This is a genomic window from Halorussus halophilus, assembly GCF_008831545.1.
GTDB lineage: Archaea > Halobacteriota > Halobacteria > Halobacteriales > Haladaptataceae > Halorussus > Halorussus halophilus.
The window spans coordinates 916,768-942,713 of sequence record NZ_CP044523.1 but is presented as its reverse complement, the minus strand read 5'-3'; the positions used below and the strand labels follow the sequence as shown (position 1 = coordinate 942,713).

27 protein-coding genes and 1 tRNA gene are annotated in these 25,946 nt (G+C 62.1%); 14 read left to right on the top strand and 14 right to left on the bottom strand.

Annotation, left to right across the window (positions count from 1 at the left end):
* Positions 1 to 9: 9 nt before the first annotated feature.
* Both F7R90_RS04620 and F7R90_RS04615 read right to left on the bottom strand, forming a co-directional pair.
* On the bottom strand, positions 10 to 996 hold the full coding sequence (locus F7R90_RS04620; protein WP_158056099.1) for an ABC transporter permease: 987 nt from the start codon (positions 994 to 996) through the stop codon (positions 10 to 12).
* A gap of 49 nt (positions 997 to 1,045) precedes the next feature.
* On the bottom strand, positions 1,046 to 2,680 hold the full coding sequence (locus F7R90_RS04615; protein ID WP_158056098.1) for an ABC transporter substrate-binding protein: 1,635 nt from the start codon (positions 2,678 to 2,680) through the stop codon (positions 1,046 to 1,048).
* Positions 2,681 to 2,823: 143 nt separating this feature from the next.
* Here F7R90_RS04615 and F7R90_RS04610 point away from each other — a divergent pair, with 143 nt between their 5' ends.
* From F7R90_RS04610 to F7R90_RS04585, 6 genes are all read left to right on the top strand, one after another.
* Positions 2,824 to 3,459, top strand: a complete 636-nt coding sequence (locus F7R90_RS04610) for a reverse transcriptase-like protein (RefSeq protein ID WP_158056097.1) — start codon at positions 2,824 to 2,826, stop codon at positions 3,457 to 3,459.
* Positions 3,460 to 3,787: 328 nt separating this feature from the next.
* Positions 3,788 to 4,291: a CBS domain-containing protein gene (locus F7R90_RS04605; RefSeq protein WP_158056096.1), complete on the top strand. Its 504-nt coding sequence runs from the start codon at positions 3,788 to 3,790 to the stop codon at positions 4,289 to 4,291.
* Between the two features lie 100 nt (positions 4,292 to 4,391).
* Positions 4,392 to 6,161, top strand: coding sequence for a purple acid phosphatase family protein (locus F7R90_RS04600; RefSeq protein WP_158056095.1), 1,770 nt, complete (start codon positions 4,392 to 4,394; stop codon positions 6,159 to 6,161).
* The gene (locus tag F7R90_RS04595; protein WP_158056094.1) at positions 6,158 to 6,472 is read left to right on the top strand and encodes a DUF7545 family protein; all 315 of its coding nucleotides are present in this window, start codon (positions 6,158 to 6,160) and stop codon (positions 6,470 to 6,472) included. The genes F7R90_RS04600 and F7R90_RS04595 overlap by 4 nt, the downstream gene beginning before the upstream one ends.
* A 78-nt stretch (positions 6,473 to 6,550) precedes the next feature.
* Positions 6,551 to 7,477, top strand: coding sequence for a DMT family transporter (locus tag F7R90_RS04590; RefSeq protein WP_158056093.1), 927 nt, complete (start codon positions 6,551 to 6,553; stop codon positions 7,475 to 7,477).
* Positions 7,478 to 7,534: 57 nt separating this feature from the next.
* On the top strand, positions 7,535 to 7,723 hold the full coding sequence (locus F7R90_RS04585) for a hypothetical protein (RefSeq protein ID WP_158056092.1): 189 nt from the start codon (positions 7,535 to 7,537) through the stop codon (positions 7,721 to 7,723).
* Between the two features lie 33 nt (positions 7,724 to 7,756).
* Here the strand turns inward: F7R90_RS04585 and F7R90_RS04580 are convergent, their stop codons facing one another.
* The 3 genes from F7R90_RS04580 to F7R90_RS04570 form a co-directional block, all read right to left on the bottom strand.
* A complete protein-coding gene (locus tag F7R90_RS04580; RefSeq protein WP_158056091.1) occupies positions 7,757 to 8,725 on the bottom strand; it encodes an aldo/keto reductase in 969 nt (322 codons plus the stop codon).
* A 303-nt stretch (positions 8,726 to 9,028) separates the two neighbouring features.
* Positions 9,029 to 9,325, bottom strand: coding sequence for a hypothetical protein (locus F7R90_RS04575; RefSeq protein ID WP_158056090.1), 297 nt, complete (start codon positions 9,323 to 9,325; stop codon positions 9,029 to 9,031).
* A gap of 240 nt (positions 9,326 to 9,565) precedes the next feature.
* Positions 9,566 to 10,366: a ZIP family metal transporter gene (locus tag F7R90_RS04570; RefSeq protein WP_158056089.1), complete on the bottom strand. Its 801-nt coding sequence runs from the start codon at positions 10,364 to 10,366 to the stop codon at positions 9,566 to 9,568.
* A gap of 112 nt (positions 10,367 to 10,478) precedes the next feature.
* Between F7R90_RS04570 and F7R90_RS04565 the strand changes: the two genes are divergently transcribed.
* Positions 10,479 to 10,742, top strand: coding sequence for a hypothetical protein (locus F7R90_RS04565; RefSeq protein ID WP_158056088.1), 264 nt, complete (start codon positions 10,479 to 10,481; stop codon positions 10,740 to 10,742).
* 187 nt (positions 10,743 to 10,929) lie between these two features.
* Here F7R90_RS04565 and F7R90_RS04560 read toward each other — a convergent pair.
* A tRNA-Met gene (locus F7R90_RS04560) sits at positions 10,930 to 11,081 on the bottom strand.
* Between the two features lie 149 nt (positions 11,082 to 11,230).
* Here F7R90_RS04560 and F7R90_RS04555 point away from each other — a divergent pair.
* A complete protein-coding gene (locus F7R90_RS04555) occupies positions 11,231 to 12,424 on the top strand; it encodes a DUF7115 domain-containing protein (protein WP_158056087.1) in 1,194 nt (397 codons plus the stop codon).
* Positions 12,425 to 12,445: 21 nt separating this feature from the next.
* Here F7R90_RS04555 and F7R90_RS04550 read toward each other — a convergent pair whose 3' ends face one another.
* Entirely contained in the window at positions 12,446 to 12,850 is a 405-nt protein-coding gene (locus tag F7R90_RS04550) for a DUF5830 family protein (protein ID WP_158056086.1), read from the bottom strand.
* 108 nt (positions 12,851 to 12,958) lie between these two features.
* Between F7R90_RS04550 and F7R90_RS04545 the strand changes: the two genes are divergently transcribed.
* Positions 12,959 to 13,603: a TVP38/TMEM64 family protein gene (locus F7R90_RS04545; protein WP_158056085.1), complete on the top strand. Its 645-nt coding sequence runs from the start codon at positions 12,959 to 12,961 to the stop codon at positions 13,601 to 13,603.
* Here the strand turns inward: F7R90_RS04545 and F7R90_RS22810 are convergent, their stop codons facing one another.
* Positions 13,604 to 13,765, bottom strand: a complete 162-nt coding sequence (locus F7R90_RS22810; protein WP_192498400.1) for an HVO_2523 family zinc finger protein — start codon at positions 13,763 to 13,765, stop codon at positions 13,604 to 13,606.
* Between the two features lie 136 nt (positions 13,766 to 13,901).
* Here F7R90_RS22810 and F7R90_RS22505 point away from each other — a divergent pair, with 136 nt between their 5' ends.
* Genes F7R90_RS22505 through F7R90_RS04525 form a run of 4 tightly spaced genes read left to right on the top strand, consistent with a single transcriptional unit; the run spans position 13,902 to position 16,539 of the window.
* Positions 13,902 to 14,417, top strand: a complete 516-nt coding sequence (locus F7R90_RS22505) for a PGF-CTERM sorting domain-containing protein (RefSeq protein ID WP_158056084.1) — start codon at positions 13,902 to 13,904, stop codon at positions 14,415 to 14,417.
* A gap of 1 nt (position 14,418) precedes the next feature.
* The gene (locus F7R90_RS04535) at positions 14,419 to 15,939 is read left to right on the top strand and encodes a molybdopterin-dependent oxidoreductase (RefSeq protein ID WP_158056083.1); all 1,521 of its coding nucleotides are present in this window, start codon (positions 14,419 to 14,421) and stop codon (positions 15,937 to 15,939) included.
* Between the two features lie 40 nt (positions 15,940 to 15,979).
* Complete coding sequence (locus F7R90_RS04530; RefSeq protein ID WP_158056082.1) at positions 15,980 to 16,255, top strand: ArsR/SmtB family transcription factor; 276 nt, start codon at positions 15,980 to 15,982, stop codon at positions 16,253 to 16,255.
* Positions 16,252 to 16,539 (top strand): hypothetical protein, encoded by a 288-nt coding sequence (locus tag F7R90_RS04525; RefSeq protein WP_158056081.1) that lies wholly within the window; start codon positions 16,252 to 16,254, stop codon positions 16,537 to 16,539. Before F7R90_RS04530 ends, F7R90_RS04525 begins: the two co-directional genes overlap by 4 nt.
* 22 nt (positions 16,540 to 16,561) lie before the next feature.
* Here F7R90_RS04525 and F7R90_RS04520 read toward each other — a convergent pair whose 3' ends face one another.
* Together F7R90_RS04520 and F7R90_RS04515 are read right to left on the bottom strand one after the other, a co-directional pair.
* Entirely contained in the window at positions 16,562 to 17,827 is a 1,266-nt protein-coding gene (locus F7R90_RS04520; protein WP_225741260.1) for an aryl-sulfate sulfotransferase, read from the bottom strand.
* A 135-nt stretch (positions 17,828 to 17,962) separates the two neighbouring features.
* Positions 17,963 to 21,064 (bottom strand): adenosylcobalamin-dependent ribonucleoside-diphosphate reductase, encoded by a 3,102-nt coding sequence (locus tag F7R90_RS04515; RefSeq protein ID WP_158056080.1) that lies wholly within the window; start codon positions 21,062 to 21,064, stop codon positions 17,963 to 17,965.
* A gap of 404 nt (positions 21,065 to 21,468) precedes the next feature.
* Here F7R90_RS04515 and F7R90_RS04510 point away from each other — a divergent pair, with 404 nt between their 5' ends.
* Positions 21,469 to 21,651: a hypothetical protein gene (locus F7R90_RS04510; protein WP_158056079.1), complete on the top strand. Its 183-nt coding sequence runs from the start codon at positions 21,469 to 21,471 to the stop codon at positions 21,649 to 21,651.
* Positions 21,652 to 21,829: 178 nt separating this feature from the next.
* On the opposite strand, the gene trpG is transcribed toward F7R90_RS04510, so the two are convergent.
* From trpG to trpD, 4 genes are read right to left on the bottom strand one after another with little or no spacing between them, the layout of a single operon-like run.
* A complete protein-coding gene (trpG, locus tag F7R90_RS04505) occupies positions 21,830 to 22,507 on the bottom strand; it encodes an anthranilate synthase component II (protein ID WP_158056078.1) in 678 nt (225 codons plus the stop codon).
* Positions 22,504 to 24,150 (bottom strand): anthranilate synthase component I, encoded by a 1,647-nt coding sequence (gene trpE / locus F7R90_RS04500; protein WP_158056077.1) that lies wholly within the window; start codon positions 24,148 to 24,150, stop codon positions 22,504 to 22,506. The genes trpG and trpE overlap by 4 nt, the downstream gene beginning before the upstream one ends.
* Entirely contained in the window at positions 24,147 to 24,863 is a 717-nt protein-coding gene (locus tag F7R90_RS04495; protein ID WP_158056076.1) for a phosphoribosylanthranilate isomerase, read from the bottom strand. The genes trpE and F7R90_RS04495 overlap by 4 nt, the downstream gene beginning before the upstream one ends.
* Positions 24,860 to 25,864, bottom strand: a complete 1,005-nt coding sequence (gene trpD, locus F7R90_RS04490; RefSeq protein WP_158056075.1) for an anthranilate phosphoribosyltransferase — start codon at positions 25,862 to 25,864, stop codon at positions 24,860 to 24,862. The genes F7R90_RS04495 and trpD overlap by 4 nt, the downstream gene beginning before the upstream one ends.
* Positions 25,865 to 25,946: the final 82 nt, after the last annotated feature.

Sequence of the window (25,946 nt, the reverse complement as noted above, 5' to 3'; positions counted from 1 at the left end):
CTACCTCCATCAGTGAACCACCTGCGGGTTGAGTCGCGCGTACAGCGCGTCCACGAAGATGTTGATGATGACGAACCCGGCCCCGATGACGATGAGCGACCCCTGAATCAACGGCCAGTCGCGCGCGTTGATGGCGTTGATGAGCAGGGTGCCGAGTCCGGGCCACGCGAAGACGGCCTCGGTGATGACCGCACCACCGATGAGCGTCCCCAACTGGAGGCCCAGCACCGTCACGACCGGAATCAGCGTGTTTCGGAGCGCGTGCTTGTATCGAACGAGCGTTTCAGGCAGTCCCTTCGCCCGCGAGGCGCGGACGTAGGGTTTGCCTAACTCGTCCAACATCCCGCTCCGAGTCAGACGCGTGATGAGCGCGGTGAAGTACGTCCCGAGCGTAATCGCCGGGAGTGTGATGTGGGACAACCACGTGGTCAGTCCGGAAATCTTCGCTTGGGTCACGAGCATCCCGAGTGCAGGCCCGAGACCGATACCGCGCCGACTCGTCGGGAAGAAGCCGAACTGCACCGACAACAGCAACACCAGCATGATGCCGAGCCAGAAGTTCGGCGTGCTGATGCCGACCAGCGAGAACGACGTGGCCGCGTAGTCGGCCGGTTCGTGTCGGCGCGTCGCGCTGATGACGCCGAGCGGAATCGACAGGACGACCGCGACGATGCTCGCCGCGACGGCGAGTTCAAGTGTCGCGGGCAGGCGGGCGAAGATGAGGTTGCTCGCCTCGGTGCCCGAGATGTACGAGTAGCCCATGTCGCCCTGCAAGAGGTTGAACAGGTAGTCGAGGTACTGGACGTAAAACGGCTTGTTCAACCCGAGTTCGCGGGCGATTTGCTGTCGTAGCTCTTGGCTGGCGTCCAACGGCGCGACGAACGTTATCGGACTGCCCGGCGTGATGAACCGCAGGAGAAACACCGCGGTCACGACGCCCCAGATGACGAAGATACCTTGCAGTGTGCGCTTCAGAAGGAACCGTCCCATCGACATCAAACGTCACCCCATCGTGGCAAGGGAGTCATAAATCGGAGTAGTGGAGTTACTGCTTTGGTTCCATCGCGTAGGCGTCGATGCGCTCGTCGCGGCGCGCTTGCCACGCGACGCTTTGACTGACGCCGTAGACGCTGTACTGACGATTGAGGAATATCCACGGTGCCTCGTCGTGGAGCGTCTTGTTCGTCTGTTGGAGCAGACTCGAACGCTGGTCGGCGTTGCCAGTGTTCTGTGCCTCCTGTATGGTGCTGTCCACGTTCTCGTTGCTGTAGGACGTGAGTGCGCCATCGGTCGTCAGGAGCGGGATGATGGTCTGGCTCGCGTCGAACGTCGCGTTACCCCAACCGATGAGGTAGAACTTCGGACTGGTCTCTAAGTTGCCGTCCGTCAGTTGCCCGGCGAGCGCACCGAAGTCGCGCTGTTTGACCGAACAGCTGACGTTGCTCAACTGGTTGATCTGGTTCGACACTGCCTGTGCGATTTCCACGTCCTTGAGGTACCGACCGACCGGCGTGTGGAGCGTGATGGACACGCCAGCGTGGCCGCTCTCTTCGACGAGCGTCTCCGCTCTGGACTTGTTCGCCGCGTAGGCACTGACGTTCGAGTTGTAGCCCGTGAACCCTTCGAGCGTCGGTTGCCCGGTCGCGTCGCCGAACCCAGAGAGGATGTTTTCGAGGATGCTGTTCAGGTCGATGGCGTAGTTCATCGCCTGCCGGAACTTCGGACTGGAGAACGGCTCTGCGTCGTACCGCATCGCGTTGTAGATGATTCGGGTACTCGGCACCGCCGCGATGCGCGCCGACCCGGACCCCTTGACGCGGCCGATTTCCTGCGGCGGGACGTTAACGATGACGTCCGTCTCGCCTTCGAGCAACTGGTTCACGCGAGTACTCGACTCTTTGGCCGCGCGGAACGTCAGCGTCGAGACGGCTGCCGGCTCTCGCCAGTAGTCCTCGTTACGCGACAGTCGGACCTGAACGTTCTCCTGATAGTTTTCGAGTTTGAACGGTCCGGTTCCGTTCATGTCCTTCGCGACCTCCGACTTGCTCCGGTCCTGTACCCACTGCTTCTCCATGATGTCGCAGTACGTCGCGAACAGCGAGAACACGATAGGGTTCAGGCCGTCGGACTGCACTTCGACGGCCCGCTCGCCGTCTACGACGGACGCTCCAGTCACGCCCGATAGCTGGTCGGACTGCGGACTGGCGATGCTCACGTCCTCTTTCACGATGCGGTTGATGCTGAACGCCACGTCCTCCGGCGTGAGGTCGTTGCCACTGTGGAACGTGACTCCTTCGCGGAGTTGGAACTTGACGACGCCGTCGCTCGTGCGCTCCCACTCCGTGGCCAGTTCGGCCTGCGCTTTGCCTTTGCGGTCGCGGGCGAGTAGCCCTTCGTAGGCGTGAAGGACCACGTTGTCCGTCGGCGTCTCCCGGTGGTTCTGCGGGTCCAGCGTGGAGGGCATCTGACCCTGCGTAATCGTGACCGGGAAGTCACCCATGTTTTCGCCGCCACTTTCCGTCGTTCCTGTCCCGGAGTCCGTAGTCGTGTCGGACCCACTCGTCGTAGTACTCGTATCCTGTCCACCGCCGCCGGTACACCCGGCGACAGACGCGGTTGCCGCAGCCGCGCCAGCAGTTTTCAAGAACGTTCGTCGGGACGCGCTTTCGTCTTGCGCCATACCCGTTACAACGCCTATTCGCACATAAATATGCTGGGGTGTGTCACACTATTCGCCCGTCCTATCGGCGGTTCTATAGCTCGTACCCCTATGTGGCAGATATTGGCCATAAGTTTAAGTTGGAGTAAATCGATACGCGAAATATGGCCGTTCACGGCCGTCCCTCCCAACTCCGGGCACTGTTCGACGAATCACCGACGCCCCACATCGCTCATCCGCCGCGCACCCATCACCGAGACTTCTACGTCGCCACAGACGGCTCTTACAGCTTAGAGAGTGGCGGCGGCGGTCTCGGCGTCATCATCGAGACGCGGGACGGCGAGCGAGTCGCACGGTTGGCAATACCAGACGACAGCGTCGGCGACAACAACATCGCCGAGTACCGGGCGCTCCACCTCGGACTGGACGTACTGGCTGCTCGCGCACCTGCCGACGCGCGCGTCGGCGTGCTGGTAGACCACGACGACCTCGCGGCGAACGTCAACAGCGCGGCGCTGGCGACCCGACGTTCCGACCACAAACCGCCGCGGAAGCTGTCGGTCCCGCGGCCGACGCGCCACCACTGGCGAGGCATCCGGGCGCGAATCTGTGGGTTCGGTGAACTACGCGCCGCTGTACTGGACAGCGACGTCAACCCGGCGCACTCGCTGGCGAACACGCCAAGCGAGTACGCGCACGTCAACCACGAACGCGACCGATGTCTGTTGCCGACCAATCCGAGGTCGAGCCAAGCGCAGATTCCACCGCCGTCGCGGCGCGACCGTCACGCCAGCGACTGAGGTGGCTCTGGTAGGTCGGGCCGGTCTCCGGGCGGTGGCTTACTCGACCAGTCCCACGGCGTAGACATGGTCCCGTAGCTCCCGCTCGCTGTCGAACTCCTTTCCACAGGCTTCGCAGACGTACTGTTCCCCCATGTCTTCGGGTAGGTTATCTGCGGGGGTAAAGGTTGGCTGGATAGCCAGTGGTGACTCACGAACGGCAGAAGCAAGACCAACGCGACGGGCAAATACGACGACACGGAAGCAGTTGGTTGCGTCCCGGTATTCGAACGTTCGCACGAACTGTCTCGCCGGAAACCATACAACGTGTGACTGCCTTCTATCAGGTATGCACGCCCGCGACTTGATGACGACGGACGTCGAGACGGTTCATCCCGACGACGAAATTAGCGAAGTACTAACCCGCCTCGCTCGCGCGGACTTCAACGGCTATCCAGTCGTGGACGACGACGGCGAAGTCGTCGGCGTCGTCACGCAACACGACCTCGTGCATCTGTTTCAACCGAGCGACCGGACGCTGTGGATTCCCATCGGCTTCCCGCCGTTCCTCGAATCGCTGGAGTACGCCATCGACCTGTCGTGGGACGAACTCGACACCGAACTCGACCTGTTGAAACACGCCGGAAAACCGGTCAGCACCATCATGAGCGAGGACGTGGTGACGGTGACGCCCGACACCGACATCGACCGCATCCTCGACCTGCTGGTCGAAGACGAGCGCGACATCAATCGCTTGCCGGTCGTGGAGGACGGCGAACTCGTCGGTATCGTCGCTCGACAGGACGTACTTCGGGCGATTCGGGACGAGCGGCGCGGGGCGAGTTCGGCGTAGACTGTTGCATACTCGGGACGGATTCGGTCTGAACGACGGGCCACTATATTCTACGCTCCGGCCAAGAAATTTAACCCGAGTGCGCCCCCTGAGTTGGACCATGAGAGACGCGAATAGCGACGGCGAGCGTCCGGACATCGACCGCCGAAGCCTGCTGAAGGGGGCTGGCGTGGCCGCGATGGCCGGGAGCGTGCCCGTCTTCCCAACTTCGACTGGCCGGGCGAGCGACGGTCTGCTCGACGGCCCGACCGGCGTCCACGTCTCGTTCGGTACCAATCCGAAGCGGCAGGCACGAGTCGGATGGACCGGCGACGAGATACTCGGCGGGCACGTGGAGTACGGCGAGGACTTCTCGAAGACCGCAGACGCAGACAAGACCGTCGTACCGGGCGAAGGGCTGTACGCGTACACCGCGGAACTCACCGGACTCGACCCGGACACGAGCTATGAGTATCGCGTCGTCCACGGCGACACCACGTCCGAGACGTTCAGTTTCCGGACTGCACCGCCAGACAGCGAAACGAGCCTCCGAGTTACGGCAGTCGGCGACCACGGTATCGCCGACCCGGACAACGAATTCCAGCGGGCCGACGACGACAATCCAGTTCGAGTCCTCGACCGCGCGGCGTCGTTCGACCCCGACTTCCATCTGGGCGTCGGCGACATCGCGTACGCCAACGGCTACCCGTTCACGTGGGACGAGTACTTCGAGTCGTTCGAGGAGTTCTACGCGAGCAATCAGTTCCTCACGGTGCCGGGCAACCACGAGAAGGAACCCGGACAGGGGTTCGTCCAGTACGACGCCCGCCTGAACGAACTGATGCCGTTCGACGACCCTGGTCTCCCGAACCTCACCTCCAAACAACGGTGGTACGACTTCCAGTACGGAAACACACTGTTCGTCGGTCTGAACACCTCTGCGGACGCTTGTGGGGACTACGCTCGCGGCGAAGAGTTCATCCCACTGCAGGACACCCGCTGTCGGACCGAAGCGTCGTACTTCTACAACGAGCGCCAGCGCGAGTACGTCGAAGAGACGCTTAAGGAAGCCGACGCAGACGACTCGGTGAAGTGGATAGTCGTCTACATGCACAGCGGTTTCTGGACCGACGGCGACCACGACGCTCGCCAGGACCTGCGGGACCTCTGGGGACCGTACTTCGACGAGTACGACGTGGACCTCGTGTTGGCGGGCCACAACCACTCCTACGAGCGCTCGAAGCCGATTCGGGGAGAGGCGGTCGCAGAGACCGGCACGACGTACGTCGTCAACGGAACCGGCGGGTCGGGCCACTACGGCTTCCAGCACAACGAACCACCCGAGTGGACTGCCTTCCGCGACAGCGACCACTACGGCGCGGTGCAGTTGGACGTGACCGACGAGCGAATCCGCGGGGAGTACGTCGCCATCGACGGCACGGTCGTAGACGAATTCACCATCGTCAAGGAGGACGGCGAACCGACGCAACCGAATCCCGGTGACGCGGAAGCAGAGTCTCTCTCGGTGTCGGGTCAGCGCCGAGACGATGGTTCGGCGTTCGACAGCGGCGAAACGAACCGGGTTCGACTCACTGCGAGCGCGGAAGAGTCAGTGCGACTCCGAGACGAGATTCCCGAGGAGTGGAACGTAGCGAGCGGTGGCGACAGTGCCCCAGACATGGTCGATACCACCGACGCGCCCGAGGGCAGGAAGTACGTCTACTTCGACGTGGACCCGAGGACCAGTCCGGATGTGGTCTACTACGCCGAAGCACCGGACGAGACGGGGACCTACACCTTCGGACCGTTCGAAGCCCGAGAAGAGAACGGAACAGGGTGGGTCGAAGTCGCAGGCACCGCCTCGGACGAGAACGTCGTAGGGCTACTATGAACGGCGAAACCGTCACGTTCACCATCGAGAGCGCGGGCGATAGCACCGAACTGGAACTGCCCGCCGCGCTCGTGGACCTGATCGGCACCGAAGAGGACGCTCCGACGGACGTGGTCGCGGACGTAGCGATGATGGCCTGCACCCAGCAAATGTACGAGGCAGTTCGCTCCAGCGAGGGCGCGGTCGGTGAGGACGTTCGAGACATCGAAGCCGACACTCGCGCACTCTTCGAGGAGCAGTTCGGCACCTCGTTCGAGGACCTGTCCGGCTACGCGGCACGCGAGGACGGGCACGGTCACGGCCGCGACTGATACTACGACCATCACTGAACGCGAACAGTTCCTTCCGCTTTCGAAACCTTCAGGCCCACGCGAGGGCGAGTCTCCGCAGTGACCAGCTATCGGAACGTCGCGCTGTTCGTGTTGCTCGCCGCCGTGTGGGGGTCGGCGTTCATGGCCATCAAAGCCGGGTTGGCGTACTTCCCGCCCGTGCTGTTCGCGGCGGTGCGCTACGACATCGCCGGACTGCTCATGCTCGGCTACGCCGTCTACGTAACCGACCACTGGCGGCCGCGGAACCGAGGCGAGTGGGCACTCATCGCTGTGGGTGCCACGCTGATGATAGCCGCGTACCACGCCTTCCTGTTCGTCGGCGAACAGTACACGACGAGCGCCGTCGCCGCAGTCGTCGTCAGCTTGAGTCCGATTCTGACGACTGGCTTCGCGCGAGTGTTCCTCCCGAGCGAGCGGTTGACGCCGCTCGGACTCGCAGGACTTCTCCTCGGACTAGTCGGCGTCGTCGTGCTGAGCCAACCGGACCCCAACAACCTGTTGACCGAGGACGTGGTCGGGCAACTGCTCGTGTTCGCCGCCGCCGCATCGTTCGCGCTCGGGAGCGTTCTCACGCGACGCATCGACGCCCAACTGCCCATCGAGACGATGGAGGCGTGGTCGATGGTGTTCGGCGCGCTACTGATGCACGTCGTGAGCTTCGCGCGACCCAGCGAATCGATCGCCGCGATTCGGTGGACCCCGGACGCCATCCTCGCGCTCGGGTACCTCTCGATAGCCGCCAGCGCAATCGGGTTCCTCGTCTACTTCGACCTGCTCGAAAAGCTGGGTCCCATCGAAATCAACCTCGTCTCCTACGTCGCGCCCATCTTCGCCGCGCTCTCGGGGTGGTTCTTCTTGAGCGAACCGGTGACGATTTCGACGGGAACTGGCTTCCTCGTCATCTTCGCAGGTTTCTGCCTGCTGAAACGACGCGCCTTAGCCCGCGAACTGCCCAGAATCCGAGCAGTCGTCGGTGACCGGTGACTCCCGCTCCACCGCAGGCCGCAAGGGCTTTTAAGAGGTAGTGACCAGAGCATCTCGATGGACCGACTAACGCGGACTCGCCTCTCCCTCTCGAATCTTGACGACACTGCAACCTTCCTCTTCGTCGTCGGTCTGACTATCGTCGCGTGCAACAGCGCGCTGTACTTCTTCGGCGTGGAGTCGCTGAGTCACCCGGTCGTCTCGGTACTCGCGCTCGGACTGCTGGTGCCGCTGTATCGGGACTGAGACGAGCTTCGAAAAGGGGTGGATACGGAAATTCTATTTCGCCGTCGCCAACCGCTCGAACTGCTCGTCGGTCAGTTCGATGTCGGTCGCCACGAGATTCTCGTTCAACTGTTCGACCGTTCGCGCCCCGACGATAGGAGCCGAAACTTGTTCGTGGTGGGTCAACCACGCGAGACTGACCTGTGCAGGTGACGAACCGACTTCCTCCGCGACAGTTTCGACGGTTTCCAGCACGTCGAAATTCTCCGCGGTGAGATACGAGTCGCGGAACTGCTCGTCGGTTGCGCCGCGAGTGCCTTCCGGTGGTTCTTCGCCCCGACTGTACTTGCCGGTCAGGAAACCACCAGCGAGCGGACTCCACGGCACGACGCCCACGTCGTAGTCGCGACACATGTCGAGATAGTTGCCCTCGATTTCTCGGTTGGCGAGGTTGTAGCGGGGCTGTGCCAGTTTGAACGGTTCGTATCCGCGCTTGTCCGCGATTTCGTTGGCTTTGGCGACCTTCCACGCGTTGGGTTCGAGCGTCGAGGCTCCGAGGTAGTTTACCTTGCCGTCGCGGACGAACTCGTCGAGCGTGCGCATGAACTCCTCGGCGGGCGTCTCGTCGTCCCAGCGGTGGATGTAGAGTAGGTCGATGTAGTCGGTGCCGAGGCGATGGAGAATCTCTTCGAGACTGTTCCGGAGGTGTTTGCGCGAGAGACCGCTACCGTTCGGGCCGTCGCGAGTCGGCCAGTAAATCTTCGAAGCGAGGACGAAGTCTTCGCGCTCACGGTCTGCTAGCCAGTTGCCGATGTACTCCTCACTGCGCCCTTCGCCGTACATGTCGGCGGTGTCGATGAAGTTCCCACCCGCGTCGGCGTAGGCGTCGAGCAGTTCGTGTGCTTGCTTCTCACCGACTTCGACGGTTCCCTCGTCGTCTTCGCGGCCGAAGCGCCACGTCCCGAACGCGATTTCGCTCACCTTCGTTCCAGTTCGGCCGAGCGACACGGCGTCTAAATCCATACGCTAGTTTTGTCACAGCAAGCTGTTAAGCGCGTTCATCGACGGATGGAGTAGGTATAGTCGTAGCCTAAAGTCATGCCGAGAGCTGTGAGACCGAATCGGTCGAGAGAAGCGCGGTCGAGAGGGAATGTTCGAGAGAAGCGCTCAGTGAGGGAGAAAGAAGTGTAGTGGAGAATGGTGTGCGCGGGGAGTAGGTGCGTCGGAACGTGTGGTCGGATTGGGTGTGTCGCGTGGAGTCGCGTAGAGTAGCGTGCCGTAGGGCGTGACGTGCGGGGACGTGCGATAGCTGTCGAGACGTGCGCGTTACTCTCGCTTGTGGCCGTGACCGGCCATCAGGGCCGCCAGATTGAGGACGAGCAGACCGAAGAACGTCAGGAGTTCTCCGTTGCCGTCGATGCCCGTCACGAGGAGGGGAACGTAGAGGAACGGGAGCGCGACAGCGGTCCAGAAGCCAAGGACTTCGACCGGCGTCGTGAGCGTGTGTTCGTGGTAGCGGTCGAACAGTTCGGCGAGTTTGTGACGCCCTGCGGTCGCTTCACCAGCGTCAGCAGGGGAACCGATGGCGGAATTGCTTTCGTTTTGGAGGGTGGGTTCACTCATCTTCAGGGCACCTCGGCCTCGACTACTCCTTAGACCCGGGGGACTATATAAGGGGACGAGCGTTAGCGAGAGTTCAGTTTAATTCACTCTGAACATCTGTAAAGAGTTCGTTTCACGAAACGTTCAGAACGCTCTATAAAATTTAAAACCGGTTCTAAGCGTTTTTCTCCGATATTTTACGCAGTCCGAAATGCACCGTTGAAATCCGGCGCTCGGTGGTAATCAGGCGTTGCCTGAGACTCAGACGAACGCGAGGGGGACCATCAGCAGTGTCCCCGCGGCGATGCCCCCGGCGAGTTCCCGGTAGCCGTCACCGGGTAGGGACTGCCCGACTTCGAGCGCCTCGGGGACGAACTCCGAGAGAACGAGGTAAATCATCGCGCCCGCGGCGAACCCGAATCCGATAGGGAGCAAGTCACGAGCGATTCGGACGAAGTAGAACGCCAAAACTGCACCGAGTGGTTGTGGGAGACTCGAAAAGACGGCCCAGCCAACCATCCGCCACTCGCTGACGCCCAGCGACCGCAGTGGGATGGAGATGGCGACGCCCTCCGGAACGTTGTGAATCGAGATAGCTATCGTCATGAACACGGCCAGAATCGGGATAGCGAATCCGAGGAACTGGAACCCAGCGTTCTCGAAGCCTAACTCGGCGAACGAGACACCGATTGCGACGCCCTCCGGAAAACTGTGAATAGTCAAGACGCCGAGGATGAGCAGAAGTTTGTCGAAGTCCGCGCGCTCGTACTCCTTCGGGTCAACTTCGGCGTCGCTGATGAAGCGGTGGCTGACGACCACGAGCGCGACGCCTGCGGCGATTCCGACGCCGATTTGGAGGGCTGTTCCCTCGGCTAACCCCTCAAGGATGAGTCCGAAGACAGACGCCGAAATCATGATTCCGGACGCGATTCCCCAGAGGACGACGTTCCATCGGTCGCTCACCCTCTTGACTACGAAGAACGGAAGCGCCCCGAGTCCGGTTGCGAGGGCCGTTATCAACCCTGCGACGAAGACCAACATCAAGTTAGCGAGGAGGCCCATACGACGAACTTTGCACGAGAGACTGAAAAAGTTTTCTTCTAAAGAAAAATTGTTTTGGTATACCTAAAACTGCTGGGGCAAAGCATGAGTACTCACCCGCCCACGTGTTCGTATGCGACGGCGAGCAGACTGGATGCGGCCAGTGGACGACCACTTGCTCGCACTGCTTCGCGACGAGCGTAAAGACACGTTCAGCAGCGTCGCCGCACAGTTGCCCTTGCGCCGCGAACAGGTCGAACAGCGGTGTCGAGAACTCGCCGCGTACGGACTAGTCGAACACCTCGGGAGCGATATCTACACCATTAGCTCGGTCGGCAGAGCGTATCTCGCAGGTGAGGTAGACCCGGAGACGCTCGAACGAGAGAGCGAGCAGTAGCTCGACGGAGCGAGCGACGAATCGAAAATTGATGCCCGGGGAGGGCTCCGAACCACGGAAAGACTCGCTTCGCTCGCCTTTCCTGCTCTCGGCTCACTCCGTTCGCCGAGAACCTACGGGCTCTTCGCCTATTCGCGGTCATTTTTCAGCGTTATCACTCACACGAGATTCGTGATGAATGTGAAAATGCCCGGGGAGGGCTCCGAACCCTCGATCTCCGCATGTCTCAGGTACGAGGCTCGGCGGTCCTCGTAGACATGGGAGGCTTCCAAGGCCTGAAACGCACCGAATCTCAGAACCCTATGAGTGCGGCGCTATGTCCAGCTAAGCCACCCGGGCTCACTTTTCGGTAGGGAGGTGGTAGCCTTTAAAGTTCTCATCTCGGCCTGCTCCGGCACCGTTTCGCACGGGGATTTTACTCGATAAAGTGACCAGTAGCCGACCGGCCACCCGGCGGATTTATGACGGGGGGCTAAACATACCTGCACATGAGCGTTCCCGGTATCGTGCAGTCCCGACTCGACGGCGAACAGGTCGCGGCCCAAGTCTCACTCGGGGGCGAAGACGCCCTCTTCGTGACGCCCTCGCGTACGCTAATCTACCGTGCGGACGGACTCCTCAGCGACGAGTCCGTAGACGAGTACCCACACGGCGCAGAGCGCATCGAAATCTCGGAAGGCCGACGCAAGTCGTCGGTCAGCCTCGACTACGGTATCGAGGGCACCGAGAAATTCAAGATACCCTCGAACCGCCTCTACGAAGCACTCCACCCGGTACTCGCTGGCGTACTGAACGCCGCGGACGTGACCGGTCCCGACGAGACGGTCAAGCAGACCTACCAGTTCAGCGAACTCACGCTCGTCATTACGAGCGACCGCGTGGTCAAACACGTCGGCGCGGCCGTCTGGGACCAAGACTTCGAGGAGTTCCCGTTCGCCGACGTGACCGCCCTCGAAGTCGAAGAGGGGAACGTCTCCTCCCAGATTATCATCGAGTCAGACGGACGGCCCCAGCGTATCAAGACCCCGAGCGACCAGACCCGCGAGGTCCGGGAACGCATCGAGCGCGCGCTGCTCGCGTATCACGACGTCGCCTCCTACGAGGAGTTCGCCCGCGCGCACGCCGAGGCAGAAGAACACGCCGACGCCGAAGGTACCCCCGACGCGGACGACGAACCGGCTTCCGAAAACGACCCGCTCGCGGGCGGTGGCGTAGACCCCATCGAAGCGAATCCGCCAGAGTTGGACGACAACGGCGCGATAATCGACGACGACGCGGACGTAACGACCGGTGAGCGCGTCGAGGAGACGGCCGACGAGGACCCGCTCGCCGCAGACGCGGACGGCCCCGAAACTGACGCCGGAGAGAACGAGTCGGACCCAACGGCGAGTTCCGACGCCGAGCAGTCAGACGCGCAAGCGACCGAGGAGACGACCGAAACTGTCGCGCAAGGAGGGAGTGCGGCAGTCACCGAGTCGAGCGCGGAGAACACCGAAAGTGCCGACGCGGACGGTGGCTTCGCCGAGTCCGGGTTCGAACCTGCGAGTTCGAGTCTCCGTGAGGGGGACACCGAAGAGCGACTCGACGCGCTCACCGAGATGGTCGAGCGCCAGAACGAACTGCTCGAAGAGCAACAGCGCACCATAGAGACGCTCATCGAAGAACTGAGTCGCGGCCGCTGAGAGCGAGCGAGTGCCGTCGAGTCAGTCTCGACCAGTCACTTTCCGGATGCACTCCGGCCCGAACGGGCCATGCTCCCCCGCGTCGAGTTTCATGAAGTGACCCTTGGAGATGCTCGCGCCGCAACGCCGACAGTCGAAGTCGCCTTCTTTGATTACGATTTCGCTCTCGAAGCTCACGTAGCCTCCGCCGGAGGGTCGAATGATGCCGTCCTCCCGGTCGATGATGCCCCGCTTCTCAGCCTCGTCCAGAATCGTTCGGGTCGTCGCCGGATGGGTCGTCACCGTCTCGATGCGGTCTACGGCCTCAGCGACCGACAGTTCGGGGTGTTCGAGCTTCGAGAGCAGTTCGACGCCCACCTCGACCGGGTCCGAGTCGTCTTCGGCGACCGTGTCGGCGTCGGCGTTGGGAGCAGACTCGTCGGCCATCGACTTCGAAATCGGTCGCCAGTCTGATTAAAACTTCCGCGACTGTCCGTTCTCTCGCACGACCACGAGCCAAAAGGGAGTTATCACCCCGACGCGAATCACGCGCCGATGGCGGAGTTCGTGCGTCGGCAGGTAGTTGGTTTGGCTCTCCTCGCGGGCGTCGTCGCCGCGAGTTTGCTGGTGTCTCCGGACCGACTGGTCGAGACGGTTCGAACTGTCGCTGACCGGCCACTCCTGTTCGGCACGGTCCTCGTTGGCGTCTATCTCGTCCGACCGCTGTTCGCGTGGCCGACGACACTGGTGGCAATTCTGGCAGGCTACGGCTACGGTGCAGTCGCGGGATTTCCGGTCGCACTGGCCGGGACGACTGCGAGTGCCTTGTTGCCGTTTCTGTTCGCCCGCTACGTCGATGGCGGGACGGGTCTCGTGGGCCGACTCGGCGACTCCGGACAGCGCTTTTTCGACGCGACGGGTGACCTTCGGGGAATGATCGCCTCTCGACTCGCGCCAGCGCCCTCGGACCCGGTGTCGGCGGCCGCCGGACTGTCGGGCGTCTCGACCGGCGCGTTCGTCCTCGGGACCGCAATCGGCGAAATTCCGTGGACCGTCGCGGCCGTACTCGCGGGCAGTTCGCTCGAAACCCTGTCCGTCGGCGGACTGAGCGCAATCGGCTGGGAACTGATAGTCGCGGCGGGCGCGGTCGCAGTCGCACTGCTTGCTGGACCTGCATACCGAACGATGACTGCTCAGTAGCTAGTAGAACGTGTCGCTACAGTCGTAGACGACGCCGTGTTGCGGACAGACGTACTTACAGTGACGGTGGTACATCGGCTCTTCGCAGATGGGGCACGGACGACCGCCCGCAACTTCCGCGCCGTCCTCGTTTTCACTTGTACTACTGCCACCGTCGCTCATGTCAGCTGGTTCGTTTCCACTCCCCTTACGCGTACCGGAATTTGGAAGAGAATTGGAACAGAGTGCCCAGAGAGTGCCCACAGAGTGGGCGAGAGTTCGAAAAATTGCTTTTTATGCCCACGTCGAAGCTCGGAATATGCGTGTTAGAAGCGCAGTCGTGTTCGGAATAGTCGTGTCGGCTCTCTGCCTCGCCCCGATTACAGTGAGTGCCGCTAGTAGTAACACAGCCTCTGCTGGCGTCGTCTCCCTCGCTCCCATCACCGCACAGGACGGGATGAACGAGACGACCACTGGTGACGGAATGGGTAACGAGACGATGGTCGACGAAACGACGATGGGTAACGATTCCTCGATGGCGAACGAGACGAGTATGGGCAACGAGACGATGGACGACTCGATGAACGAAACCACCATGTCCGACGGTAACATGAGTGATGGTATGGACGAGACGACCATGGCGAACTCGACCGAGACCATGGACGATTCGATGGAGACCACGAGCGACGAGATGGGAGACACCACCGCAATGGATGACGACAATTCGACCGCCAACGACGGTGACGATTCGGGGGCATTCGCGCCCGGATTCGGTGTCGTGACCGTCCTCCTCGCATTCGTCGCAATCGTACTCTACGCTGCACGAGGCCGATAAGATGACCCACGACCGTCCGACGGACGACCACACGTTCGAAGTCGCTAGCGACGGCGCTCTCGCGCTGTTCGCCGGTGTCGCGGCTCTCGCGGGGTCCTACGCGGCGGTCGGATTCACCCCGGAGTGGGTCGCTGCACCGGTCAGTGCCTTCGTCGTCGCGACCACGCCCGACGCAGTCGTCGCGTGGTCTATCCAGACACTCGGTGACCTCGGTCACCAACTGAGTCTCCTGCTGGCTCTCGCGCTTACCGTCTCCCTGTTCGCGGTGGCGGCAGGTCTCGGGACGTTGCTCGCCAACAAGTTCTCGCTCCCGTCCCCGCCGTTTGCGGGACTAGCCTGCGTGGCAGTGGCCGTCGCACTTACGGGAGCAGTGACCTCCGCACTCGCCGCTGGTGTCGGTGCCGCTCTCGTCCTCACCGTCGGGCAACTCAGTGCCGGGAGCGGTGACTCGTCGTCCTCCTCGGCGCGGCGGCGCGTCTTGGGTGCCGTCGCTGGCACGCTGGCTTTTGGCGGCGTCAGTGCTGTCCTCGGCGCACAGCAGGGCAGTACTTCGCAACCGAGCAGTGCTTTGGACGGCCCGAACTCGGACCCCAGCGGTACGCAAGGCGACGAGTCGAGCGAAGTCGAGTCGCTCCTCGCGGACGCCGACTCGAAGTCGCTGTCGGTCGATGGTCTCGAACCGCTGGTCAGCGAGAAGTTCTACCAGGTAGACATTAGCAACGTGGACCCCTCGCTGGAAGCCGACTCGTGGAGCCTCAAAGTCACTGGTGCCGTCGAAGAGGAGATGGAGTTCGACTACGAGGACCTGACCAGTCTCCCCGCCGAGAACCGGTTCGTGACCCTTCGCTGCGTCGGCGACTCACTCAACGGCAAGAAGATGGACAACGCGCTCTGGACGGGCGTACCGGTCATGGACCTCCTCGACGAGGCTGGTGGCCTGCCCGACGAGTGCTGCGTGATGCTCCGTGCCGCGGACGACTACTTCGAAGAGTTCCCGCTGTCGGCCCTCCGCAACGGCTTTCTGGCCTACGGGATGAACGGCGACCCACTCCCCCGCGGCCACGGCCACCCTGTCCGGGCGCTGATACCCGGCCACTGGGGCGAAATCAACGTCAAGTGGCTCACCGAAATCGAGGTGCTGGAGAAAGAGCAGAACGGTTACTGGGAACGCCGAGGCTGGCACGGTACTGGCCCCGTCGAGACCGTCGCAAAGCTCTACGCGACGAACGTGCGCGACGACGGCACGATTCAGGTCGGCGGGCAGGCCTACGCCGGAACGCGCGGCATCGAGCGCGTCGAAGTTTCGACCGACGGTGGCAACTCGTGGTCGGACGCGACGCTCTCGGAGAAACTTCCCGGCGAGGACGTGTGGCGACAGTGGGAGTACACCTACGAAGCGAGTGACCCCCACGAAGTCGTCGTCCGGGCCACTGACGGCACGGGGACCCTACAACCGAAGGAAAAGCGCAAGTCGTTCCCGAGCGGTCCCACCGGGTGGGTCAGCAAGCGTATCGAGCCCTAAATATATCTGCCCGCATGACACACAATAGAGTGACTAGTCGATGGACAAGGCGCTCTGGTATCTACTCACGGCGACCCGTGGCGGCGAGAACCGTGCGCGGATTATTCAGGCTCTCTCCGAGCGCCCACGGAACGCGAACCAACTCGCGGACGTGCTCGACGTGCGATACAAGACGATTCGACACCACCTCGACATGCTCGCAGACCACGGCGTGGTCGAGGCCGGGAACAACGAGTACGGGAAACTGTACTTCCTCACCGACCAGTTCGAGCAGCACCGAGACGCATTCGAGGAAATCATGGAGCAGATAGAATGAGTTCGATACAGATAGCGAGTGGACTAGCGGTCGTGAACATCCTCCTGTTGACCCTGCTGACCGCGGTCTGGGTGCGCAACTACCGCAAGTTCCGCACGCCGCTGGTCCTCGGTCTCGTCGCGTTCGGTTCCGTGATGCTCGTGGAGAACGTCGTCGCCATCTACTTCTTCTTCAGCATGAAGATGCTGTACTCGGGCGACCCGACCGTTCAGCAGGCGGTGCTGGTGCTTCGCGGCCTCCAACTCGTCGCGCTCGGGTTCCTGACGTACGTGACGATGAAGTAGTTCGCTCACCTCCGCAACGTTCTCATCCCCGCAACCGACCCCGAACTATCATCACCCCACCAACCACCCACAGCACTCCCGCGACCAACACCACGAGGACGTGCAGTTCCGACACCCAGTAGGGCAGTGCGACGACGTGGCGAGCGGCCGCGAGCAACGTCGAGAGAACCGGTATCTGCTTGTCGAACAGGCCCAAGTCTGTCTGCCGGTCTCGCTCGTACCCCCTACCGACCGACTCGCCGTACGGCACTCGGTCGGCCTCGTAGGGGAGCGAGGGAACGACGTAACTCGCCACGACGCTCCCGTTCGGGTAGATTTCGACCACGCGGTTGTTTCGACTGTCGGTAATCAGCGTGTTGCCGTTGGGCAGTCTGTCGGCGTCTCGCGGCCAGTCGAGCGGAATCCCACCGACTTTTGCGATTGCCCAGCCGACCTCCCACTTCCCCGTAGACTCGTTCTCGCGCAGTTCCACAACGCGATGATTCTCCGAATCCGCAACTAGCACCGTTCCGTTACCGAGCCAGTGAGGATTGTGCTGTTTGTCCAGCACCTCTACGTCACGGTTCTCGTTGATGATATCGACGACGCCCTTCCCGCGCTCGACGATGAGCAGTTGATTGGTGTTGCGAACCGAGACGAGGTATCGACCGTCGCCGATGCGGTCCACGTCGTTGATGTGGAGCCAATCTTCGCTTCGTGGGTCCGGCGGCGCGTCGTAGTGGTCGCTGGCGTTCCACGTCCAGACCCGCTCGCGGGTCGTCATGTTCAGGACGAAGATGCTCTCCCACTCCATGTCGGCGACGAGCAAGTTGCCGGACGGGAGAATCTCTGCGTCGTGTACCTCGCTGTCCTCTCGCGTCTTGACCGGGTAGCTCCACTGGTAGACGACGTGTGGTTCGGGGTCTGGTTCGATGATGCGGACGCCAGTGCGCTTGCAGGGCGGTTCGTACGGTCCGCAGTCGAGGTAGTGACCCGCGGCGAACGTCGCCAACACGGAGCCGTTCTCCATGTGCGAGACGTCCTGATAGCTGATGATATTACCGATGGTCCAGCGCACGTCGCCCTTGCCGTCGAGCGCTGTCACGTTCCCGTTCGGTCCCGGACCCTGCACACCGACGAGTGTCGTCGTGTTGTTCACGTCCACCGAGTTCGAGACGGTCCGGGCGTCGGGCGCGAACGCCCAACTACCCCCGAACGCGACGACGACGAGGACGAGTCCGAGGGTGACGAGCGCGAGACCGCGCCGTGTTGGCGTCTTCAGTCGCCCCATCTGAATCCACTCCCCCATCTGATACCTGCTCTACACCACTTCGTGTCACTTCCACTAATCCCCCACGAACACATAGACCGACGGTTGTAAGCTATCGCCTCACGTAACTTCTCCGGCCGAACAAAAATAGAGTGACTGCTTACCGTCCGTCAGTCAGCACTCCGACCAGCCACAGGACTCGCAGGTCTTGCAGCCTTCGGAGTAGTACAGCGACAGCGAGCCACAGCTCGGACATTCGGGACTCTCGCCCGAGGCAATGATGTCCTGCTGGTCGGCTTCCTTGCCGGAGGTCGCCTCAGCGCCGCTTTCGTCGTTCGACGCCGAACCGGCGCTCGCGTCGGTCTCCTCGACTTCGGTGAGGTTCTGCTGTTGCGGATACGCCTTGTTCACCTCGCCGTCGAGGTAACGACGCATCGCCGTGCCGATTGCGTCCGGGATGGAGTTGATCTGCTCGCCCTTGTCCCACGCAACCTTCGGACTGCGGATGCCCTGTAACTCGTCGGCGATTTCCTCGGGGTCCACGCCCGAGCGGAGTGCGGTCGAAATCGTCTTCGCCAGTGCCTCGGTGAACGAGGCCGTGAAGCCACCGGAGTTGCCGATGTTGGCGAACAGTTCGAACGGACGGCCGTCGTCGTCTTCGTTGATGTTGACGTACACCTTGCCGTAGCCGGTGTCGATGCGCTGGGTGATGCCGTGGAGCACGTCCGGGCGCGGGCGCTTCTTGCCGAGTTCGACTTGGCCGTCTGCGGCGGCTAGTAGGCCCTCGACTTCGGTGTCGAGGGATGCACGAACGTCCTCGTTGTCGAGGAAGCCTTCGATGCCGCCGAACACGTCGTGAATCTGCTCGACGAGTGCCTCCGCGGCCTCGCTCTCGTCGGCGAACTCCTTGTTGTCGGCGCGGGTCGTCAGCACCTGTTTGCTGCGAGTGCCGTCGCGGTAGACGGTGACGCCCTTGCCGCCGTTATCGTAGATGTACTCGTACACTTCCTGCATGTCCGCCTTGCTAGCGGAGTTCGGGAAGTTGCAGGTCTTGCTGATTGCGGAGTCCACGCCCTCTTGGCAAGCACACTGGACTGCGGCGTGTTCCTTGCCGGTGAGGTCGGCGGTGACGACGAACAGTTCGCCGATGGCGTCCGGCACCGTCGTGAGGCCTTCGACGCCGTCGAACTCGTTTTCGGCCATCTGTTCTTGGGCTTCCTTCTTCACTTCGTCCACGTCGATGTCGTTGTCCTCCAGCACGCGGAGGAAGTAGTCGTCGAACTCCACGAGCATCTCGTCGCCCTGCACGTCGTCGGAGACGTTCTTGTAGTAGGCGACGTTGTAGATGGGTTCACAGCCACCCGTGGTGTTACCGACCATCGAAGTCGTGCCCGTCGGTGCGATGGTCGTCGTGTTGTGGTTCCGAACCGCGAAGCCTTCTTTCCACTTCTCGGGTTTCAGGCCGGTCTGCTTCTCGAACCAGTCGGGGTAGCGAGTGGGGTCGGCGTACTTGCTGTCTCCCCAGTCGTTGAACGACCCGCGCTCCTCGGCGAGTTCGTGGGACGCCCACTTGCTCTCGTGGTTGATGTGGCGCATCAACTGCCGGGCGATTTCGTTACCAGCCTCGCTACCGTACTCGACGCCCAGTTGGACGTACAGTTGCGCGAGACCCATGACGCCGAGACCGATTTTCCGCATGTCGCGGACCTTCTCTTCGATTTTCTCGACCGGGAAGTCCGACATCGTGACGACGTTCTCCAAGAAGCGGGTACCGTAGTCGATGCGGTAGTCGAACTCCTCGTAGTCGATGGCGTCGATGAGGAACGCGTCAACTGCGTCTGCGAAGCTCTCGTAATCGTCGCCGTTCTCGTCGTACCAGACGCGCCAGTCGGGGGCGTCGGTGTCGGCGAGCGTCGAGAGGTTGATGTGGCCGAGGTTGCACGCCTCGTACTCTTCGAGCGGCTGTTCGCCACACGGGTTGGTCGCCAGAATCCGGTGGTCCGGGTGTTCCTCCACGTCGAAGGAATGTTCCTTGTTCACTCGTTCGAGGTAGATGACGCCCGGTTCGCCGTTCTCGTGGGCACCGGAGACGATGCGGTCCCACAGCAGGTCTGCCGGAATCGAGAGTTCCTCGCCGACCTCGACGTGTTCGCCGAGGTCGAACATCTCGTACAGTTCTTTGGTGTGTTCGGTGGCGACGTGCGGCTCTTCCGTCCGAGGATTCGTGAAGGTGAACTCCTCGCCCGCTTTGAGAGCTTCCATGAAGTCGTCGGTGACGCCCACCGAGATGTTGAAGTTCGAGAGGTGGCCCTCCGCGGCGTTGCGGAGGTGCTTGGGCACCTTGCCGTCGTCGTCGATGAGTTCCCGTGCTTCCTCTAAGGCATCTGCGAAGGAGTTGTGCGTGTAGTCGTCCGGGTCGTTGAGTCGGAGGCTACGCGCGAGGCTCACGTCCTTGTTCTTCGCGTGGATGAACTGAATCACGTCCGGGTGCGAGACGCGCATGACGCCCATCTGGGCACCACGGCGTGCGCCACCCTGCGCGATGGTCTCGCACATCTGGTCGTACGTGCGCATGAACGTGATGGGACCGGAGGCGATACCGCCGGTCGAACCCACGGCGTCGCCGTACGGTCGGAGCTTCCAGAAGGCGTAGCCCATGCCGCCGCCGGATTGGAAGACCTCCGCGGCTTCCTTAGCGGTCTGATGGATGTCCGTGATGTCGTCGCCCGGCGAGTCCACGAAACACGCAGAGAGCTGCTGGAGTTCGTCGCCAGCGTTCATCAGCGTCGGCGAGTTCGGCATGAAGGATAGTTTCGACATCAGGTCCTCGAACTCGTCACGGGTGTCCTCGACGTGCGCGCGAACCTCGTCGGGGAGTTCCGGAACCACGGTGTCGTACGCGAACTTGTTGACGTTGTAGATGGAGAGCGTGGTCTCGGCGTCGTCCTCGGCGGTGGTGCCCTTGCCGAACACTTCGGCGGCGAGTTCGTCTCGTCGCGGGTGGTCGGGCTTGAGTTGGTCGGGCGTGACCGTAATCTCCTCGTCCTGTTTTTGGGCTTCGTAGACCGCTTCAGCCAGCGCGATGTTCTTTGCGACGCGCGGGAAGAGGTCCTCTTGTTCCTCGATGTGCTTGCCGTCGGCGTTCTTCCGGAGGTAACGCGCAGGGAGGATGTTGTGGTACGCGTTGCCGGTCAGGCGCTCTTCTAAGGTTACGCCTTCCGTTCGCTTGATAGGAAGGGTAATCTCTTCGGCCGTGAGTTCGCCCGCACCGCTCATGAGTGGGACACCTCACGCGTCTGTCTGTCGATTCCTGCTACTGGAAGTGGTGTAACGCGATTCATTCGGGACGGAGATTTCATTCTGAGGCCACCTATTAGTCTTTACTGTCTGAATTTCACTACTACAAATTTAATTGGACTGTGATGCCACTGGTCGAAATTGTTGTCGGTTGCGAACGTTTTCGTCGCCGAAACGACGGGCGCATTCGCGGCTCTTGATGTTCGCTCTGAGCTTAGATACGAGGGATAATAAGAGTATGCAGACCGGGCCGAAAGTAGTCAGGTCGCTGAACGGGACTTCAGTAATTAGCCATTACCGCGCTTGAGTCCCGCGATTCCGAAAATCCGACCAGATTAGCGTTGGCCGACACGTTTACCCACCCCGATCACCTTGATTTAAGTATGCTACTCACTCTCTTGGCTGGGCTGACGGCGACCCCGCTCGGGCAGTTGCTCGTCGCACTTGTCATCCTGCTGGGCGTCGTGTTCGTCGGCCGACTGGTCCTAAGTCTCGCGTGGCGACTACTGTTCGTGGCCGTGGTCGTCGTGGGAATCTTGTACCTACTGACGATTTTCGGACTCTGAGCCAGTCACTGAGACGACAGTGACCGAACGACGATAGCGCGAACGTTCAAGTACGAAGCCCGAACCAACTTCTCGCGGACGCACTGTATCGGTTCCGCTCTCTCTACAGTATCGACCGTCTGGAACCAGTAGTCCGAGTACCTCGAAAGAGGGGAGCCAAAACGAGCCCCAGCGACCGCTATCTCACGTCCGAGACGAAGTTCCGAATCACGTCGTGACCCACCGCAGTGAGCACGCTCTCGGGGTGGAACTGTACGCACTCGATGGGATACTCTCGGTGCCGAACGCCCATCACCAACTCTATCCCGCCGTCGGACTCGCTACGCTCGCCCGACGAGCCTCCGCTCACTTCGTTTGCGGAGACGCCGTGGTCCGTCGTCGCCGTCACCTCGAAACAGTCCGGCACTTCGGTCGCGACCAGCGAGTGATACCGTCCGGCACGGAACCCTTGGTCGAGACCTCGATAGACGCCCCGCCCGTCGTGAGACACGGGGAACGCCTTGCCGTGAACCGGTTCGGGTGCCCGGCCGACGCTCCCGCCGTATGCGTAGACCGCCGCTTCGAGACCCAAACAGACGCCGAGCGTCGGTACTTCCGGGCTGACTTCTCGAAGCACGTCGAGCGTGACACCCACGTCCCGCTCGTTCTCTGGGTGCCCCGGCCCCGGCGAGATGACGATTGCCTCGGGGTCGAACGCTCGGACCTCGTCGAGCGAGACCGTGTTTCGAAGGACTTCTGTCTCGGCGTGTTCGCTCGTGTACTCCACGAGGTTGTAGGTGAACGAGTCGAAGTTGTCCACGAACAGTACCCGAGTATCCGTCGCCGCTGTCGAACTCCGTGCCTGCTCGACCGTCATCGACTCACCTCCGGCGCGGAGGGTTCAGGAGCGACTTCTATCGCCTCCAGTGCTGTGAGGACGCCGTCCATCTTCTTTTCCGTCTCTTCGTACTCGGCGGTTGGCTCACTGTCTGCGACGATTCCTGCGCCTGCTTGGACGGTCACGCGGTCGAGTTCCTTCCCCGTCTCGTCTCTCGTTGACTCGATAGTCGCAGTGCGAATGACGATAGCGAAGTCGGCGTCTCCGGTCCACGAATAGTAGCCGACGCCGCCGCCGTAGGGGCCTCTGGGCGCACGTTCGAGGTCGTCGATTATCTCCATGGCGCGAATCTTCGGCGCGCCCGAGAGCGTTCCCGCGGGGAACGACGCCCTCGTCGCGTCGAACGCGTCGGCGTCTTCGGAGAGACGCCCCGAGACCGTACTCTCGATGTGCTGGACGTGACTGTACTTCAGCACGTTCATGAACTCCTCGACTTCGACGCTTCCCGCCTCGCAGACGCGCCGCACGTCGTTCCGAGCGAGGTCCACCAGCATGGTGTGTTCCGAGCGCTCCTTGTCGTCGGCGAGCATCTCGCCCGCAAGTCGCCGGTCTTCGACTGGACTCGCTCCGCGCGAGCAAGTGCCAGCGATTGGGTTCGACGTGACTTCGCGGTCCCGAACCGAGACGAGCGTCTCGGGACTCGACCCGACGATGGACCGGTCGCCGTAGCCGAGGACGTACATGTACGGCGACGGGTTCACCTCGCGGAGCGACTCGTAGAGACCGAGCGTGTCGATGTCGCCTCGGAGTTCGCGCTTTCGGGAGATGACGCCCTGATATATGTCGCCGTCGAGGACGTGTTCCTTAGCCTTCCGGACCGCGTCTTCGTACTCCTCGCGCGGTCCGGCCATCTCCGACTCTCGAACGAATCCACCAGTGTCTGGCTCGGTTGCGCTATCGAGCAGTTCGGCGACGCGCTCGGCTTCTCTCTCCAGTTCGTCGTACACCGATTCGGCATCGGCGTCAGGACCGACGACGGGCGTGAACACCAGCGACGCGGACTCCTCGACGTGGTCGAACGCGACCGTCTTCGTGTTCAGCACGAACTGCGCGTCCGGGAACTCCGACGCTGGTCGCTCCACGCCGACCTCGTCCAACCAGAGGTCGTACACCGCGTCGTAGGCCAAGAAGCCGACGAGACCACCTTCGAAGTGCTGGCGGTCGGGGTCCTCGGGGAATCCGCGACGCTCGACGTTCGGCAGGGCCGCCCGGAGCGTGTCGAGCGTGTCGCCCGCGTCGTTCAGGCCGGTGTCTTCGACGTACTCCGCGGCCCGGCCACCGAGCGATTCGACCGTAACTTCGTCGGGAGCGACGGTGACGACTGCTTCGGGGTCGTACCCCACGTACGAGTAGCGGGCGTGGCGCTCGCCGGATGACCCCGGTTTGAACGCGCCGTCGGGGTCGCTGGAGGCCGTCTTCTCGGCGCTTTCAAGCAAGAAGGCGTACTCTGACGCGTCCACGTCTGTCTCTCCCGACCGCCCAGTCAGCGCGGCGTACGCGGCGAGTGGCGTGGTTTCCACGTCGAGTTCGACTTCGAGGCGCGCGACGACGGGGTCGTCGCTCTCCGTGAGAGAGACGAATTTCTCGCGTGTCGGCTTCAATGCAGGCAGTTCCGGCGTCATAGCGTCGGCACGTTGAAGGCGTACTTCGCGTTCTCGACGAACTCGGAGACTGCGTCGGGGTCCTTGCGACCGTCGGCGCTCTCCGACTCGATTCCGCTTGCCACATCGACCGCGAAAGGTTCGACTGCTCGGACGGCCTCGCCGACGTTTTCGGGGGTTAACCCACCTGCAAGGACGACCGGCGAGTCGAGGCTATCTGCAACTTCGCGGGTTCGTTCCCAGTCGTGAGTTTCGCCCGTGCCACCTGCACCGTCGTCGTCTACGGAATCAACCAGCAACGCGTCGGCGACCTCGTCGTAGCGGCGCGCTGCTTCAGGGGTCGTTGCGTCCACGACTTTCACGACGCTCGCCTCCACGCTGGCAGACAGGTACGCCAAGTCGCCCACACCGAACTCGCCGTGAATCTGGATAGCGTCCGGTTCGACAGTTCGGGCGAGTTCGACCGCCCGTTCTGGCGTCCCGGGCATCGTCACCAAGACACTCGTCACGAACGGCGGGACCTCGGAAGCGAGTTCGGCGGCACGTTCGGGCGAAATTTCGCGCGGTGAATCGACCGGTACCTCTACCAGAAAGCCGACTGCGTCTGCGCCTGCGTCGATGGCGACCGCGGCATCCTCGTCGCACGCGATGCCACAAATTTTCGTTCGCGTCGTCTTGGCCTGTGTCGTCTCCGGGGTCGTCGTCTCCCGGCGCGTCGTCTTTTCCGGTGTCATGCTGTCACGGTCTGGGAGAGGTCCGCCAACTTTTCGGCGGCAGCGCCGCTGTCGATAGACTTTGCGGCTTGCTCGACTCCCTCTTCGAGCGTGTCTGCGACTCCGGCGATGTAGATTGCTGCCCCTGCGTTGGCGAGGATGATGTCGCGTTTCGCGCCGGTTACGTCGCCCTCTACGATGCCGCGGAGGTCGGCCGCGTTCGCTTCGGGGGAGCCACCTGCGACGGCTTCCACGTCGTGGCGAGAAAGTCCGAGGTCCTCGGGAGTGAGCGTGTACTCTTCGATTTCCTCGCCGCGTACCTCTGCGACGGTCGTCTCGTCGTGAACGGCGATTTCGTCCATTCCAGAACCGTGGACGACGAGTGCGCGTTCGACAGGCATGTGAGCAAGTGCGCGACCCATGACTGGCACGAGATCAGAGTCGTAAACGCCGACGATTTGGGCGTCTGCGCCAGCGGGGTTCGTAAGCGGCCCGAGGACGTTGAACAGCGTTCGCATTCCCAGTTCTTTCCGTGGGCCGATGACGGCCTTCATCGCGGGATGGAAGACGGGTGCGAGCATGAACCCGATGCCGTCGTCTTCGATTTTCGCTTCGACTGCGGGCGGTTCGGCGTCGATTTCGACACCGAGTTCGTCGAGAACGTCTGCACTTCCAGAGGAAGAAGAGACAGAGTAGTTGCCGTGCTTGGCGACGGGAACGCCAGCACCAGAAGCAACGATAGCACTCGTCGTGGAGACGTTGATACTGTCGTAGTCGTCGCCGCCGGTGCCGCAGGTATCGACCAGCGGCGTTCGGTCGGGGTCGATGGTTCGCGCGGCGTCGCGCATCCCCTGTGCGAACCCTGCGATTTCGGCCTCCGTCTCTCCTTTCGCTCGGAGCGCGGCGAGTAACGCCCCGATTTGTGCTTCTGTCGCGCCCTCGAAGACGCGCGTCGCGGCAGTCCGTGCCTCTGGGACCGTGAGGTCTGCTCCGTCGGTAACGCGTTCGATGAATTCCTGCATTTGGGAACACCAGTGTACTTCTTCGTCTTACAATGCACAAAATCGTACATCAACTTAAACGTGTCGCCGCGAAGGGAGCGGT